Source organism: Chryseobacterium viscerum (genome assembly GCF_025949665.1).
In the GTDB taxonomy this organism is placed as follows: domain Bacteria; phylum Bacteroidota; class Bacteroidia; order Flavobacteriales; family Weeksellaceae; genus Chryseobacterium; species Chryseobacterium viscerum_A.
This window is the reverse complement of the sequence record NZ_JAPDFT010000003.1, coordinates 289,269-304,435: the sequence shown is the minus strand read 5'-3', so window position 1 is coordinate 304,435 and position 15,167 is coordinate 289,269. Positions and strand designations below refer to the sequence as shown.

14 protein-coding genes and 1 tRNA gene are annotated in these 15,167 nt (G+C 35.9%); 6 read left to right on the top strand and 9 right to left on the bottom strand.

From position 1 onward, the window contains the following. Positions 1-5: 5 nt before the first annotated feature. The 8 genes from OL225_RS18270 to rbfA form a co-directional block, all read right to left on the bottom strand. Positions 6-188: a bacteriocin-like protein gene (locus OL225_RS18270; protein WP_156118444.1), complete on the bottom strand. Its 183-nt coding sequence runs from the start codon at positions 186-188 to the stop codon at positions 6-8. Positions 189-216: 28 nt separating this feature from the next. Beyond that, positions 217-381 carry a bacteriocin-like protein gene (locus OL225_RS18265; protein WP_185097846.1) on the bottom strand — a complete coding sequence of 55 codons (165 nt, stop codon included), beginning with the start codon at positions 379-381 and terminating at the stop codon, positions 217-219. Positions 382-443: 62 nt separating this feature from the next. Continuing rightward, positions 444-1,469, bottom strand: a complete 1,026-nt coding sequence (gene ribD, locus OL225_RS18260; protein ID WP_264519166.1) for a bifunctional diaminohydroxyphosphoribosylaminopyrimidine deaminase/5-amino-6-(5-phosphoribosylamino)uracil reductase RibD — start codon at positions 1,467-1,469, stop codon at positions 444-446. A gap of 63 nt (positions 1,470-1,532) precedes the next feature. Continuing rightward, a complete protein-coding gene (locus OL225_RS18255) occupies positions 1,533-3,335 on the bottom strand; it encodes a DUF349 domain-containing protein (RefSeq protein WP_047377765.1) in 1,803 nt (600 codons plus the stop codon). A gap of 74 nt (positions 3,336-3,409) precedes the next feature. Continuing rightward, positions 3,410-4,147, bottom strand: a complete 738-nt coding sequence (locus OL225_RS18250) for a shikimate dehydrogenase family protein (protein ID WP_264519165.1) — start codon at positions 4,145-4,147, stop codon at positions 3,410-3,412. 61 nt (positions 4,148-4,208) lie between these two features. Next, positions 4,209-5,999 (bottom strand): endonuclease, encoded by a 1,791-nt coding sequence (locus OL225_RS18245; protein WP_264519164.1) that lies wholly within the window; start codon positions 5,997-5,999, stop codon positions 4,209-4,211. A gap of 80 nt (positions 6,000-6,079) precedes the next feature. After that, positions 6,080-7,285 carry an ABC transporter permease gene (locus tag OL225_RS18240; RefSeq protein WP_264519163.1) on the bottom strand — a complete coding sequence of 402 codons (1,206 nt, stop codon included), beginning with the start codon at positions 7,283-7,285 and terminating at the stop codon, positions 6,080-6,082. Between the two features lie 3 nt (positions 7,286-7,288). Then, the gene (gene rbfA, locus OL225_RS18235; protein ID WP_047377769.1) at positions 7,289-7,648 is read right to left on the bottom strand and encodes a 30S ribosome-binding factor RbfA; all 360 of its coding nucleotides are present in this window, start codon (positions 7,646-7,648) and stop codon (positions 7,289-7,291) included. A 93-nt stretch (positions 7,649-7,741) separates the two neighbouring features. On the opposite strand from rbfA, the gene mce reads away from it, so the two are divergent. The 3 genes from mce to OL225_RS18220 all read left to right on the top strand — a co-directional run bounded on the left by mce (position 7,742) and on the right by OL225_RS18220 (position 10,077). Then, positions 7,742-8,140, top strand: a complete 399-nt coding sequence (gene mce, locus OL225_RS18230; RefSeq protein ID WP_047377770.1) for a methylmalonyl-CoA epimerase — start codon at positions 7,742-7,744, stop codon at positions 8,138-8,140. Positions 8,141-8,202: 62 nt separating this feature from the next. Next, positions 8,203-8,276 (top strand) — tRNA-Ile (locus OL225_RS18225). An 88-nt stretch (positions 8,277-8,364) separates the two neighbouring features. Then, positions 8,365-10,077, top strand: coding sequence for a helix-turn-helix domain-containing protein (locus OL225_RS18220; protein ID WP_264519162.1), 1,713 nt, complete (start codon positions 8,365-8,367; stop codon positions 10,075-10,077). A 72-nt stretch (positions 10,078-10,149) separates the two neighbouring features. Here the strand turns inward: OL225_RS18220 and OL225_RS18215 are convergent, their stop codons facing one another. Beyond that, complete coding sequence (locus OL225_RS18215; protein ID WP_264519161.1) at positions 10,150-10,593, bottom strand: hypothetical protein; 444 nt, start codon at positions 10,591-10,593, stop codon at positions 10,150-10,152. Between the two features lie 285 nt (positions 10,594-10,878). On the opposite strand from OL225_RS18215, the gene OL225_RS18210 reads away from it, so the two are divergent. From OL225_RS18210 to OL225_RS18200, 3 genes are all read left to right on the top strand, one after another. Continuing rightward, positions 10,879-12,630 (top strand): alkaline phosphatase D family protein, encoded by a 1,752-nt coding sequence (locus OL225_RS18210; RefSeq protein ID WP_264519160.1) that lies wholly within the window; start codon positions 10,879-10,881, stop codon positions 12,628-12,630. 99 nt (positions 12,631-12,729) lie between these two features. Continuing rightward, positions 12,730-13,446 (top strand): hypothetical protein, encoded by a 717-nt coding sequence (locus tag OL225_RS18205; RefSeq protein ID WP_264519159.1) that lies wholly within the window; start codon positions 12,730-12,732, stop codon positions 13,444-13,446. A 134-nt stretch (positions 13,447-13,580) separates the two neighbouring features. Further along, positions 13,581-15,161, top strand: coding sequence for a Na+/H+ antiporter (locus tag OL225_RS18200; RefSeq protein ID WP_264519158.1), 1,581 nt, complete (start codon positions 13,581-13,583; stop codon positions 15,159-15,161). Positions 15,162-15,167 lie beyond the last annotated feature (6 nt).

Genomic DNA, 15,167 nt, shown 5'->3' with positions numbered 1-15,167 from the left:
TGTTCTTACATCACATCTCCGCACAGATCCATTGGGATCAGGCACATATAACTTGTTGGGCCGCAAAAATCCTGAGGGCATTTATCTCTGCATCTTGTAGGCTGTCCATTAGGTAGTATGCATGTTACAAAAACACCTCCTTTAATGGTTTTCATGCTGGCTCTGGAAACTTTTTTCAAATTTTTCATGATATTAGCTTTTGTTTTACATTAAAATCTAACAAGAGAATGTTCCATCTGCCCAAGGCGGTGGACAGCTCATGCTGGATGGTGTTGCACAGCAGTGCTGTAATGATGGTGGATAGAATGAACAGCATTCAGGAGCATTTCCTCCATTTACTTTCTTTAAGTTCTGTCTTGAAACTTTCTTTAAATTTTTCATAGTAATTTTTTTTGTGTACCTAATGTAAAGAAATTATTTCATTTGCTGGTGATAAAATGCTTTTATTTTAGTCTGAAGAAAGAAACTGTATTGTCTCTAAAGTTTTCAATGGTATCTGCTGTATGATTAAATTCCGGCGCTTTTGTTCCGTTTTCCAGCTTTAGATTTTCATTTCTAATGACAATGGCTTCATCCCAAAGATCAGCATTGATAAACTGCTGTAGTGTAAAACGCCCCCCTTCAATAATGACAGACTGTATCTGCTCTTTATACAGTGCTTCCATAAGCTCAGGCAGGAAATTATTTCTGTTGGTTTTAATAAATTGAACAGATCCTTCGGTGCCTTCTTTTACAGCATTTAAAACCAATGTCCTTGCTTCATTATTGTAAATGTTGAAATTGGACGGGACTTTTAAATCAAAATCGATCAGGATTCTGACGGGGTTTGTTCCTTCTGCATTTCTTACAGTAAGACTTGGATTGTCATTTAAAGCAGTTTGGGTTCCTACTAAAATGGCATGTTCGTCAGCTCTTAACTGATGGACAAACTGATTCACCAATGTGTTGGAAACAGCAGTCGGTTTAAAATCCTTATCCAGGAAGCCATCACCAGATTCTGCCCATTTTAGAATAATATAAGGTCTTTTCTTTTCATGATAGGTGAAAAACCTTTTGTTAAGTTCAATACATTCTTGTTCAAGAATTCCTGAAACAGCTTCAATTCCTGCATCCTGAATGATTTTCTTTCCTTTACCATTCACTTTGTCATGGGAATCCATAGCGCCAATAACCACTTTTTTAAATCCTAATTCTTTAATCTTTAAAGCACAAGGAGGTGTTTTTCCAAAGTGAGCACAAGGTTCCAGGGATACGTAGATGGTGGATTCCGGAATAAGATCTTTATTTTTAACGGAATTGATGGCATTGATTTCGGCATGGTTTTCCCCGGCTTTATGATGATATCCTTCACCAATGATCTCTCCGTTGTGTACAATCACACTTCCTACAAGAGGGTTGGGATAGGTTTTGCCAAGGGCTTTCTTAGCCAGCTCAATACATCTTTTGATATACAGTTCGTCGTTGTTCATATTGATAAAAAGAAAAAGCGAAGACAAATTGCTTTGCTCCGCCTTTATTTAATTTGTTATCTGTTAATCTCCGCTGATAATGCTGTGAAGATTTTGCTTTAATGTTTCCAGATGAGCTTTTTTCTCATCAATGGTGTTGTAAGTATCTCTTAAAAGAGGATTCTCCCTTGATGGTTTGTTGAAGAAAGAAAGGTTGTTTTCCAGTTTTACAATTTCAGCTTCAAGATCAGAGATTTGGTTTTTGATCTTTCTTGCTTTGTCAGTAAGCTGGTTTTCAGACAGACCTTCTTCTTTCAGTTCAAGTTCGTTGATTTTGTTTATTTTCAATTTTTCTCTTAATGTCTTGTTGAATTCAGAGTTGATTGAAATTTTATCTCTCGGAACTTTTCCAATGTTGTTCCATGAAGTTTTGATCTGTTCAATTCTTTCGATGCTTCCTTCTTCATTGGAAACCAGTTTCAATTCATCAAGAAGCGCTTTTTTGTTTTTATAATTTTCTTTCCAGTTATCGGTAGAAGTATTGCTTTTCTCTCTGTAGTTGTTGAAGAATGCGTTACATGCATCACGGAATTCATCCCAGATTTTATTGGTCATGCTCTTTGGAACGTGGCCTATTTTCTTCCAGTCTTCCTGCAGCTTTTTGAATAACGGAACTGCGATATCCCATTCTTCATTGTTCATATTGTCCTGTGCTGTCTGGATCAGTTTTAATTTCTCTTCAAGATTTGCTTGCTGTGAACCTTTCAACGATTTGTAATAGTTGTTTTTCGTCGTATTAAAACCTCTCAGTGTTGTTTTGAAATCATTCCAGTTTTGGTTGGATAATTTTCTTGGAACGCTTCCGGTTTTTAAGAAATCAGAACGCAGATCTTCAACTCTTTTGATGGCATTTTGCCAGTAGTTGTGATTAGGAGTTTCTGATGGCTCAGAAAGTTTCTTGATTTCAGCAATGATCTCGTTTTTCTTTTCAAGATTTACAGTCTGTTCTTTTTCAATAGATGCGGAAAGCTCAGATTTTCTCTCGTGAATTTTGTTGGAAATTTCTTTGAATTCTTCCCATGTTTTTTCACGGAATTCCTCTGCAACAGGCTCAGCTTCTTCCTTCCAAAGTTTATGAAGATACTGAAGCTCGTTTAAAGCCTTTTGAATTACCGGTTCATTCTCCAGTTCTTTAGCACGGGCAATGATATGCTCTCTCTTTTCCAGATTGTGGCTGTATTCCTGCTCCAGAAATTCTTTATTCAGATCCAGCATCTGATAAAACTGGTTCAGGTGGTGGAAGTAGTTGTTGTTAAGAATTTTGAATTCAGATTTTGCAACCTGTCCGGCTTTTGACCACTCTTCTTTAATTTCACGGATGGATTTGAAAAGATTGATTCCCGGTTCAGAACTTGTATATAGATTTTTAAGTCTTTCAATAATACTTTGACGGTGTTCAAGGTTTTTCTTCTGCTCTTCTTCCTGTCCTTTCTGGAAGCTGTCATGTTTCTCCTTGAAAATATTAATCAATGCTGAATATTTAGTCTGGGAAGGATGTTCATAACTAAAGTTTTCAGCAGGATTTCCGGCTTCTACATATTCATGTTTTTTATCCTCCACTTCATCATGGATATAGTGACTTGCTTTTTCCTTCAACAGGTTGAATCTTTTGAAATTCTCACCGGCGTTGGGAGTGTTGATGATTTTTTCCATTTCCTTTAAAGCATCGGCAAGGGAAATTTCTACCTCTTCATGTTCTTCCAGGTGCTCTGCATCATCTTCATGTGGGTTTGCATCATGAGAAACTGTGTTTTCTGATGTGTCCTGAGATACTTCGTTAGGATTGTTCTTTTCTTCGTTTTCAGAAAGATTGTTTTCTGTAGTCATAGCAAATCTTTTATGTGAGTGGCGTTTATATCCTTTAAATATAGCTTTAAGGCCAATTAAAGCACTAATTTATGTTATTTTTTTTGAAAATTCCAAATTTCCCAAGCTTTTTCTGCTTGCTGTTCAAGCATATAATATCCGTTCACTGTTTTTGCTCCTTTTTCTGAAGCATTGATGATGAATTGGGTATAGTTAGGGTTGTAAATCAGGTCGATGACCAGGTGCCCGGAAGAAAGCCCGTCAAAAGGAAAATTCAGACAGTCTGTAACATTCGGGAAAGTCCCTACCGGTGTACACTGAATGATTATTCTGTGCTCAGCAACGGTTTCTTTATCAAGGTTTTCAAAATTGATTTCCGTACTTCGGGCAATAGTTATAGAAGGGATGTTATGTTTATCTAAAGCATATTTTACGGCTTTTGCCGCGCCGCCGTTTCCTAAGATCAATGCTTTGTCCTGTGAAGGGATTTTGTGTAAAAGAAGGGTCTTTTCAAATCCGTAAGCATCCGTATTGTAGCCTGTTTTTTTGCCATCCTGAATAAGAACACAGTTTACGGCACCTATTTTCTCTGCCTCATCACTTAATTCATCAAGATAATTAATGATTTTTTCTTTGTAGGGAATGGTAACATTGAATCCTAAAAGGTCCGGAGAAGCAAAAAGGTTTTCCACTTCATTGATTTCGTTCAGATCAAAAATATCATAGGAGAAGTTCTTCAGCATGAGCTTTTGGAACTTATTTTCGAAGAATTTTTTAGAAAAAGAATAGGAAATGTTTCTTCCTATCAATCCTAATTTTTTATTGGAATCCATATATCAAAAGTAAAAAAAAGACCGGATAAATCCGGCCTTGGTTTGAAATATTTTTTAATAATTAATCTACAATAAATTTAGTAGAGAAATTATCTGCTTTCAGGATGTAAGTCCCCTTTACCACACCTTTAAGGTTGATCTTGTTTGAATGTTTGAAAGGATTAACAATAGTCTCGATCAATTTTCCGGAAAGATCATAGATGTCAGCTTTTGAAATTTTGCTCAGATTTTCTCCTTTTATAAATAATTCATTGTTTTTTACCGGGTTAGGGTAGATAGTGAATTCTGATTTACCTTTTTTGGTTTCTGCAGTTCCTAATGTGCCGAAACATGCCCAGCTAAGGTCATCCAGAGCAACTCTGTTGGTAGTAGAAGAGTTTGTCAGTTTAATAACAACATTTCCACTTACATTGATATTATTAATGGTAGTTGTAGTAGCAACAGTACTGTAAGGAATAGTTCCTACATTCACATCATTTACAAGAACATTGAAGTATCCTGCGCTTCCAGAGAATTTTAGCTGTGTTGTTAACGTTAAATTCTGGATTCCGCTTGATAGTGTTGAACTTGTTAAAGAACCATTTCTGATGGTAATGGCTTTATTGTTGATGGTCTGATCAACTCTTGCGTCTGTAGCAGTCCATGAAATTCCGTTGTTCGTCCAGGTTGCTGTCAGATAAGTATTTGCTGCACCGGTGATCATTTCAAAATCTTCTGTTCCACAGCTTCCACCTCCGGCAGGTACGTCAAGAGTAGTTTCTGTAGCCGTTGTGCTTTGTGGAGAAGAGTTTCCGAACGCATCTTTAGCAATTACATAGAATGTGTATTGAGTAAGTGGAGCTAATCCGGATACAATAGTAGATGTTGTGGTACCGGAAACATTAGCTTTTAAAGCTCCGTTAGCATAAACCTGGTAAGAAGTTACTCCTACGTTATCTGTAGCAGCAGTCCAGCTTACAGCAATAGAATTTGAAGTTGGGTTGTTGGCAACAATGTTGGTTGCTGCTGTAGGTGCCTGGTTGTCAATTACCGGAGATCCCCAGATTTGAGTAACATATTCAGGGTGGTCAATGAAAGGGTTTCTGTTCCCCTGATACGTATAAGAAGCATTGTTTCTTGCAATTTCTTCTGCAGATACAGGGTCCATTGCATTCCATGCTAAATATTGATTCAATGCCCAAGGCTGTAGTCCAGGGAAAGCTGTGTTTCCAAGCATATCACCGGAAGAGAAATTAGAAAGCTGGCCTTCATATCTTGTTACAAAATAAAAGAACATTCTGGCAATATCACCTTTAAAAGCATCAATGGGCTCAAATACAGTACCTGAATATCCTGCTGATACGGACGTACCTAATTTTGATCCGTTTTTAGAGATGAAAGAAGTAGCACCCACAACTCCGAAAGGATAGTTGGATCTCATTCCGTTTACTTTTCCATCGGTAGCACGAATAAAGTGAATATCAGCTACCATAGGAGAAGCACTGTTGAATAAACTCTGAGGAATCACGTGCTCTCTGTTGTAGCAGTCACCTTCATTAGAATAGCCGTTAGATCCACATTGATTGGTTCCCAGGATGAAATTATACTGATCCGGTCCATTTGGATTTTCAGAATAAATATCCAGAATAGTTCCGTCATTTTCATAAAAATAATCACGGTCAGTAGTAGCATAACCTGTCCATAAACCACCATAGCCATGATCTATATGTCCATTGCTGATAATGTTCTTAAGAGCTGTTTTAAGAGCTGCACCTGTAAGCCCTGCTGCCGGAGTATAATAACCTGCGGGAGCCTGTGCAAAACCGCCGATAAATGCCATACTTAACAGCAAAAAAGATAAAATTTGTTTCATTTATTTAAAATTGGGGCGTAAAGGTACGAAAAAATGAAACCGAAGTATATTAACTTAATGTAATATATAAACTTAGAATATTAGTTCTTAGTAATATATTCCTTGCTGATTTTTGAAAAGAACCATGAAATAGTAATTCCAAACAAAGAAGCTGTAAGGGCTACAATAAGATAATTTTTTCCTACAATTTTTACCGGGAACGGCAGTACTTCATTGGCTCTGAAGAATCCTGTGTAGAACTGGAAGTAACACAGTGCTGTTCCAAGAATCAATCCGGTAATCACTCCGGAAACAACAATCAGGAGGCCGGTGTAGAAATAGGTCATCCTCAAATGGCTTAAAGGAAAGCCGAGTGATATCAATGATTTTGCCTGTTCCTTTTTATCAAGCTGAAGGATAATGATTGCTCCGGCAAGGTTAAAGGTAGTAATAAAGATAACCAGTGCAAAAATCAGGTAAATAAAAAGTTTTTCAGTGTTGATCATTTTCCAGAAAGCAGCATTTTCTTCTTCCTTGGTTTTGATCTCAATATTTTTTCCGAGAGAAGAAAGTAGACTTTGTTTTACAGCATCTGCATTTTCCGGATTTTTTAGTTTAATAACAATCTGATAAGCTGACTTTTTGGGAAGGTTAAGTAATTCTTCCGCAAGCTCTATAGGAGAGATAATATAATTGTCCAGTTGATCTTTTCCAGGGAAAACACCAGTTACCGAAATATCTCTTTTATTATAAATGTCTTCTTCTTTATTGATAATCCCTGTTCCCGGTTTGGGCATAAAGACTGTCGCATAATGGTTGGAAGAATCTACAGGAATTGAAAGCCTGTTGTCCAGACTATTTTCCATCAATACTTCATTGGAATATTTGAAGCTTGGATAAGTTCCGTAGAAAACATCTTTATTGATAGGGTTTACTTTGGTGTAAGCAGAATCAACACCTCTTAAATAGGCAATATCTCCTTTTCCGTTGAAACTAATGTATACTTTTTCTTCAATAACACGGGAGAAACTGGTAACTTCTTTATGGGTACCCAATACTTTATTGACGATATCCAGATTTTTAATGGTTTTTCCGGAAGTGCTTTTTAAAGTAAGGTCTGCATGAAGATTAGAAATAAGGTCTTTATTCAGGTCCTCAAGGCCTGAAAAAACAGAAATAATGACGAACATTGCAGTCACAGCAACCGTCATGGCACCCACAGACAGCCACGTAATGAACGTAACCGCGGTGCTGCCTTTTTTAGCCAAAAGGTATCTGGATGCTATGTAAAATGCAATATTCTTCAAGATTTATAAAACAGGATTGTCGCCTTCGCCTCTTAATTCTCTTTCCAGTTTTTCAACATCATCCAGAGCAGTGTCAAGGTAAAAGTTAAGCTGTGGAATGATACGTACCTGTTTTGACATTTTCTGCCCGATGAAGTTTCTGTACTGAGGTTTGTTTTCTTCTATCTCCTTCATCACAGCGGTACGGAATTCCTGTGGGAAAATGCTTAAATAGATCTTGGCAATTCCTAAGTCAGCAGTTACTTTCACATCTGAAACAGATACTAAAATACTCTGTTTGCTTTCTGCAGCCTGTTTGCGGAAAAGCTCTGCGAAGTCTTCCTGAATAATCTGTGCTACTTTTCTTTGTCTGTTACTTTCCATAATTTCTGCAAATTTAGTACTTTTGTTTGAATTGATACTTTGAAATTCAACTGTAGTATCAAATTTACGATTTAATTATATTTATTAGTATTTATGAAGCTAGAACATATTGGTATTGCCGTAAAGTCTTTAGGTGTTTCTGATGAGCTTTTTGCCAAGCTATTAGGAAAAGAATCCTATAAAAAAGAATCTGTGGAAAGGGAAGGGGTGGTAACTTCTTTTTATGAAACAGGAGAAAGTAAAATTGAGCTGCTGGAAGCCAGTAATCCTGAAAGTCCGATCTCAAAATTCATTGATAAAAAGGGGGAAGGCATCCATCATCTGGCATTTGGTGTTGAAAATATCGTGGAAGAAGTGAAAAGACTGAAAAAAGAAGGATTTCAGTTTATCTCCGAAGAACCGAAAGAAGGTGCTGATAATAAATTAGTTGTATTCCTGCATCCAAAGTCTACAAACGGCGTGCTGGTAGAACTTTGCCAAGAAAAGCAATAAAAAATTTTGTAGTGAAAGAAATTTTACTATTTTTGCAAACACAAAATTTAACCAAGTTTTGAGGTCCTATAGCTCAGTTGGTTAGAGCACCTGACTCATAATCAGGTGGTCCCTGGTTCGAGCCCAGGTGGGACCACAATAAATCAAGCACTTACAGAAATGTAGGTGCTTTTTTATTTTCTTTTAAAGGTAAATGAATATTTTTGTAGAGTATAGAAAAATTAATGAAACAGATATTTTTACTTTTATTTACCTTCCTTTACAGTCTATTTTTTACTCAAAACAAAATTGATAGTTTAAGACTATGGAATTATGAAAAGTTAAAAAATAAATTTACCATTTATGATGAAGATAATAAGAGATTAGAAGCTAGAGCTGTTTCTCAATATTATCTAACAAAAGCAAAAAAGGAAAAAAATATCCTTGAAATTGCAGAAGGTTATAATCTTATGCATTTAACTGAAGATTTCCCATTGGCGTTAAAGTATATCGATAGTCTGGCCATGATTACAAAAAATGTAAAAGGAGATATATACCCTGCCAGAACATTTATCATAAAAGGAAACCTATATTATAAGTATGGTAACTTAAAAGCTGCCCTTGATAATTATATTTTAGGTTTAGAGTATTCAAAAAAGCAAAAAAATGTAAAGCAGATAGCCTATGCAAATATGAATATTGCCTATTTGAATAGTTATATGGGAAGAAATAAAGAAGCTGTAAAAACTTTTAGATATCATTTATTGAACTCCCAAAATATAACAGATGAATATCAGCATGATCAAATGCGGGTAAGTCTTGTCTACTGCTATATTAAAATAAATAAAATTGATTCTGCCGGTTTTTTCATTCAGGAAGGGCTCAATTCTCCTTTTGTGCGAAAGAATAAATATAATACGAATCAATATTTATATTTATCCGGTCAGCTCAATCTTGCAACTAAAAATTATCAGACCGCTATTGCTGAGCTTAAAAAGGCATATGCTTATTTTTCAGGTATTAATGATAACAATCAAAATTATGTATTATATAGCCTTGGAAAATGTTATGATGAATTAAATAATAAACAGGAGGCGATAAAATATTTCACTGAAATAGATTCCAATATCAAAAAAACGGAGATTACCTTTCCGGAATTAGCAGATGTATATACTTTTCTAATAGATTATTATAGGGAAAGTGGTGATAAAGAAAAACAGCTCTATTATATTGACCGTTTTCTAAAAGTTGACAAAAAACTCGATGAACAATTTCGGTACTTATCAACAGAGTTGCACCAAAAATATGATACCCCAAATCTTCTGCAGGAAAAAGAAGATATAATAAAGGAATTGAAAAATAAAAAAACATTTTTGTATGTTTCTGTCAGTATCTTAACACTAATATTATTCTTTCTTACCTATTTTTATTATAAATCTAAAAAAGGTGAGAGAAAACATCAAAAAATTGCTCAGGATTTAATTCATTTAATTGAAAAAAGAAGTCCAGAAACCATTCAACATCAAAACGGAAAACAAATAGAAATATATCAGCCGGTAAAAGTTGAAAGCAGCAAAACAAATAAAACTCTTCCCGAAGAGGTTGTTCAATCTATTTTAAAGGATTTGGATACTTTTGAAAACAAGCTTCATTTTTTAAAAAATGGTATTACATTAACAAGTCTGGCAAAAAATATAAAAACCAATACTGGCTATCTGTCAGAAATCATTAACAATCATAAAGGTAAAAATTTCACAACCTATCTTAATGATTTACGCATTGATTATGCATTAGATCAACTTGTAAAAGATAAAAAATTCCGTTCATATAAATTACCTGTTATTGCTGAAGAAATAGGTTATAATAACGTACAGGCATTTTCGATTGCGTTTAAGAAAAAGACAGGAACTACTCCGTCTATCTATATTAAAGAGATTGAGAAATCAATTTCACATTAAAATAAAATACATATAGTTTTAGTATAGAACGTATTTTTTACAGAATTCAAATAATTTTTATTTATCAAAGATTTACTTAAGAATCAAAACCGGGAGATTATATCTGTCAAACTGACTTATAATAGTAAGCAAATGATTATTATCCACAGGTGTTGTCCAGCCTGTAGTTTTGTTTTGAAGTCCTAAACTATTGGTATCAAGAGAAATTTCACTTTCAAAAACTAATACATTGTCGGAATATACATACATTTTACTTTGTATTGTTGAGGTATCTGAGTTGTTATATCTGAAATTACAATTAAGCAAATCGTGTATCAAAGCTGTATTGTCAGACTTTAAAATTTTCCATTTAGGAATTATGGGGCTGAGATTTTTTTGGTCGCCCTGAGTTAAAGTAATATATACAGCCATATTTTGAGAACTTTTCAGTTCAGGAATATCTTTTAATTTAAATACCTGATCAGGTTTAAAGTGAATAGATTCAGGATCTTTCACAGCTGTTAAGGCTATGATCATGGGATTATAGAAAAAATATCCGGTTATTAAGAGAAATAGCGAAAGAATGATTTTTTTAGTCATATCATTAATCATAATTATTAGCCTGGTGAATGTAATAAAAAGCAGAACAACTTTTAAAAATATTTACATAGATTCCTATTCTTATTTTCTTAAAAAGAGACATTTTAATTCTTCAAATTTCCTATGCATAACATTAAACATTTGTTTAAAAAACCATAAAATACATTTAAAATTCAGTTAACAGCCTTCTTCCACAGATACCGTTGCTTTGCAAAAAAAGTAATGATGGAAAACAACAACCAATTCAACAGAAGAAGATTTCTTAAAAATTCATTATTGGCAGCCGGAGGGATTTTCATTGCTCCCTTAATCGAAAGCTGCAGCGATGATTTCACTGAAAACGGAAATGCTCCTGACGATCTTAAAAACGGAGGATTTGAATCCGGCGTGGCGAGTTTTGATCCAAGTGCAGCAGGAATCATTATCTGGACAAGATATTCCAAAGGAACTGATGCAGAAATTACATGGGAGATCAGTAAAAACAGCAACTTTTCAGAAGTCGTAAGAAGAGGACAGGTTAATGCAACGGCAGTGAATGATTTCACGGTAGCGGTAGATGTACAGAATATCTCTTCCAACACAAAGTATTACTACAGATTCTATAACAGCAAAACCAAGGAAGTGAGTGTGACAGGAGAAACCCTTACTTTACCTTCAAAATCAGATGCTGTAAACGAAGTAAAGATGGCGGTGGTATCCTGTTCCAACTTTCCAGCAGGACTTTTTAATGTCTATGGAGCGATTGCAAAATCTGAAGCTGACGTAGTAGTACACCTTGGGGATTATATTTATGAATATGCTCCGGGGCAATATGGAACAAATCCTTATACCAATCAATTGGGAAGAGCCCATCTGCCGGCTAAGGAAATTCTTAATCTCAGCGATTACAGAGAACGTTACAGACAGTACAGAGGTGATAAAAACCTTCAGCTTCTTCATCAGAAAAAACCATTCATCTGTGTTTGGGATGATCATGAGTTTGCCAATGATACCTATAAAACCGGAGCCGAAAATCATCAGCCCAATGAAGGTGATTTCCAGGTAAGAAAAATGGCCGCCTTCCAGGCATACAGCGAGTATATTCCTCTTAAAACAGGGAAGGATATGAGAATTTACAGAAGCTTCAGCTTCGGAAATATACTTTCCCTTTATATGATGGATACAAGGGTGATTGCAAGAGATAAACAAATGGAATACTCCGATTATCTTGATAGTACAGGAAACTTCAATCAGGTACAGTTTAAAACAGACTTCCTGAGTACCAGCAGAAAACTGATCGGAAGCGAGCAGTTGTCATGGCTGAGTTCTCAGATCAACGGGGATACGGCAAAATGGAAAGTACTTGGACAGCAGATTTTAATGACCAAAATGATGGTTCCTGCAGAACTTCTGATGCTGTTGAACCAGATTTTAGTAGAAATAAAACAGCACGGAAGTGCACAGCCAGCCACCATGCAGGCACTTCAGAATACCATCACACAACTGATTATTCTTAAGACAAGATACCAACAGCAGGATCCTACATTAACGCCGCAGGAAATTGCCAGAATCACAACTACTTTACCTTATAATTTAGATGCCTGGGATGGATATTTCATGGAAAGAGAGCAGCTGTATTCTGTTCTTGCAGGGAAAAACGTAGTCGTATTGGCAGGAGATACCCACAATGCATGGTTAGGAAAACTGACAGATGCCCAAGGAAAATTTATCGGAACCGAACTGGCGTGCAGCTCCGTTTCTTCCCCGGGATTGGAAGGCTACCTGGGAATCACGTCTGATCCTGCAAAAGCCATAGAGCTGGCTCAGGCATTTTCATTACTGATTGATGACCTTGATTATGCCAATCTCTATAAAAGAGGTTATCTGCATGTGAAATTTACTACCGGAAGTTCTGTAGCAGAATGGAGATTTGTAGACAATGTTATCTCCGATACATATAATACAACAACAGAAAAAACCTATACGATTTCATAGTTTCAATTTAATTATATCTTATTTTCAATTTGGTAAAAAGAGTCATGGTGTGCCACTATGGCTCTTTTATAGTATTAGCTTTTTTCGTATCTTGAACAGATGCAAGAGGATGTAAGAAAAGATTTTTTGCCATTAGTTTCTAAGTCATGGGGGTTCATGACCTGGCTGACCAGAACATTGGCAGTACTTTTATTATTGGTGATGTTTTTGGTGCTGTTGGCACTACCTGTTATCATTTGTAAAAATATTGTGGTGCTTGTTATAGTCGCCATATTGTATTATCCGGCTCTCGTTTTTGGTTTATACCGTTTTGTTCTTTATCAGAAGACGGTAAGAAAAAGAGAAATTAAAAGGATTGTCGTGGATGATAAGGGAGTTCACTATGAAAGAAAAAATGGAACAATAGACAGTATTCTTTACGATGATCTGGAAAAATATCACCTTGAAAATGAATATGATGTAAGCCTTAGCCCCAGAAATAAAATCTATGTATTGAAGGTAAAATACAATGACTCTGTAACGGACGTAGATTTTGATGGAGTTGATGGCGGTTACAACAGTTACATTGTAAATCTCAAAGCTTTACAGAGAAGATATATTCAGGGAATTGTATATTTCAGGCCGGATTTGCGTATAAACCCTTCCGTTTATACTACATATAATATCAATCCTGTAGATTTTACTTTCGATAAAAAGAAGTATTGGACAGAGTTGGCAAAGACTTTAGCTGTATTTATTCTATTATGTTCAATATTGGGACTTATTATGTTGGGACTGGTAACATGGCTTTCTAAGGATCAGATTTACTTGCATTAACAATCATTGGTTAAAAATTTTACAGCTGATCAAATTTATTTTCACATCTCAAAATCTTATGCTTATATTTAATTTTCTTTTAAATTTTGTGATCCAAAAAACAGAGACTTGATTTAAAATTAATTGAAAAAGCAATGGTGGAAAATTTTATTTATTATCTGGGACTGGTCCTTGTCATTATCGGGGCCATTATGCTGGCTAACCGCTTGAAAGTAGCCTATCCTATCATACTGGTTGTTGCAGGACTTCTTATCAGTTTTATTCCCGGATTGCCGGTGTTAAAAATTGACCCTGAACTGATCTTTATTATTTTCCTGCCTCCGCTTTTATATGAAGCTGCTTTTGCCGTTTCATGGAAGGAAATATGGAAAATGAGAAGGATCATTACCAGCTTCGCTTTCATTGTGGTTTTTCTTACTGCAATATCAGTAGCGGTGGTAGCTAATTCATATATTCCCGGATTTTCACTGGCGTTAGGTTTTGTGTTGGGAGGAATAGTGTCACCGCCGGATGCGGTAAGTGCAGGGGCTATTTTAAAATTTGTAAAAGTTCCTAAAAATCTGTCTACCGTTCTGGAAGGGGAAAGCTTATTCAATGATGCCTCCTCGCTGATCATTTTCAGATTTGCAATGGTGGCAGTGGCTACAGGACAGTTTATATGGCAGGATGCAGCCTCTAGTTTTGGATGGATGGTTTTTGGAGGCCTGGGAATTGGAGTTGTACTGGCTTTTGTATTCCTTAAAATTGAAAAAATATTTCCTACTGATGTCAATATGGATGCCATCCTTAGCCTGGTTGCTCCTTATGTGATGTATATTGCAGCAGAAGAAGTTCATGCTTCGGGAGTATTGGCTGTGGTGAGCGGAGGGTTGTTCCTTTCCGTAAGAAGACATGAGATTTTCAGAACTTCACAATCAAGATTAAGAGGTTCCAATGTCTGGGAAAGTTTTGTATTTCTGATCAATGGAATTGTGTTCTTACTCATCGGATTGGATCTGCCGGAAATTATGGTAGGTTTAAACAAAGAAGGAATAAGTCTATCCGATGCTGTTGGTTACGGAGTATTGATTACAGCAGTACTGATTCTCGTGCGTTTTCTGTCATCTTTTGGTGCAGTTTTTGTGACTCTGATTATGCGGAATTTTATTAATGTGGCAGACAGAAATCCGGGAATGAAAGCTCCAATACTGATGGGCTGGACGGGAATGCGCGGGGTTGTTTCTCTTGCGGCAGCGTTATCTATTCCTGTAGTGATGGAAAACGGGCAGCCTTTCCCACATCGTGATCTCATACTTTTCATTACCTTCATTGTGATTCTTGCTACTTTAATTATTCAGGGGCTTACATTACCTGCTCTGATCAAAAAACTCAATGTATCTGACGTAGGAGGTGGATATATGTCCGAAGAAGAATCTGAACATTTTCTGAGAAGAGAAATGCGGCGGGTAGCTTTCAGACATCTGGATGAAAATTATAAAGAAAGAAGAAGCGAAAATGAATATTTTAGCAAACTGATGGACCGCTGGGAACAGGAAGATAAAGAAGACTCTATTCATAAGCTGTCTGATGAAGCGAAAGCAATCTATTTTGAAACCATCGAGCAGCAAAGAATCTGGCTTCGGGAAGAAAACAGACGCAACCCGAATATTGACGAAGAATATATAAGACATTATTTAACAAGGCTGGATCTGGAAGAAGAAAGGCTCAGAATGTAAAAAATT

Excerpts from the sequence above, each read along its gene's own strand:
- OL225_RS18265 (WP_185097846.1), bottom strand. The coding sequence starts at position 381 with ATGAAAAATTTAAAGAAAGTTTCAAGACAGAACTTAAAGAAAGTAAAT.
- rbfA (WP_047377769.1), bottom strand. The coding sequence starts at position 7,648 with ATGGAAAGTAACAGACAAAGAAAAGTAGCACAGATTATTCAGGAAGAC.
- OL225_RS18215 (WP_264519161.1), bottom strand. The coding sequence starts at position 10,593 with ATGATCATAGCCTTAACAGCTGTGAAAGATCCTGAATCTATTCACTTT.
- mce (WP_047377770.1), top strand. The coding sequence starts at position 7,742 with ATGAAGCTAGAACATATTGGTATTGCCGTAAAGTCTTTAGGTGTTTCT.
- OL225_RS18205 (WP_264519159.1), top strand. The coding sequence starts at position 12,730 with ATGCAAGAGGATGTAAGAAAAGATTTTTTGCCATTAGTTTCTAAGTCA.
- OL225_RS18250 (WP_264519165.1), bottom strand. The coding sequence starts at position 4,147 with ATGGATTCCAATAAAAAATTAGGATTGATAGGAAGAAACATTTCCTAT.
- OL225_RS18220 (WP_264519162.1), top strand. The coding sequence starts at position 8,365 with ATGAAACAGATATTTTTACTTTTATTTACCTTCCTTTACAGTCTATTT.
- OL225_RS18245 (WP_264519164.1), bottom strand. The coding sequence starts at position 5,999 with ATGAAACAAATTTTATCTTTTTTGCTGTTAAGTATGGCATTTATCGGC.
- OL225_RS18200 (WP_264519158.1), top strand. The coding sequence starts at position 13,581 with ATGGTGGAAAATTTTATTTATTATCTGGGACTGGTCCTTGTCATTATC.
- OL225_RS18255 (WP_047377765.1), bottom strand. The coding sequence starts at position 3,335 with ATGACTACAGAAAACAATCTTTCTGAAAACGAAGAAAAGAACAATCCT.
- OL225_RS18270 (WP_156118444.1), bottom strand. The coding sequence starts at position 188 with ATGAAAAATTTGAAAAAAGTTTCCAGAGCCAGCATGAAAACCATTAAA.
- ribD (WP_264519166.1), bottom strand. The coding sequence starts at position 1,469 with ATGAACAACGACGAACTGTATATCAAAAGATGTATTGAGCTGGCTAAG.
- OL225_RS18210 (WP_264519160.1), top strand. The coding sequence starts at position 10,879 with ATGATGGAAAACAACAACCAATTCAACAGAAGAAGATTTCTTAAAAAT.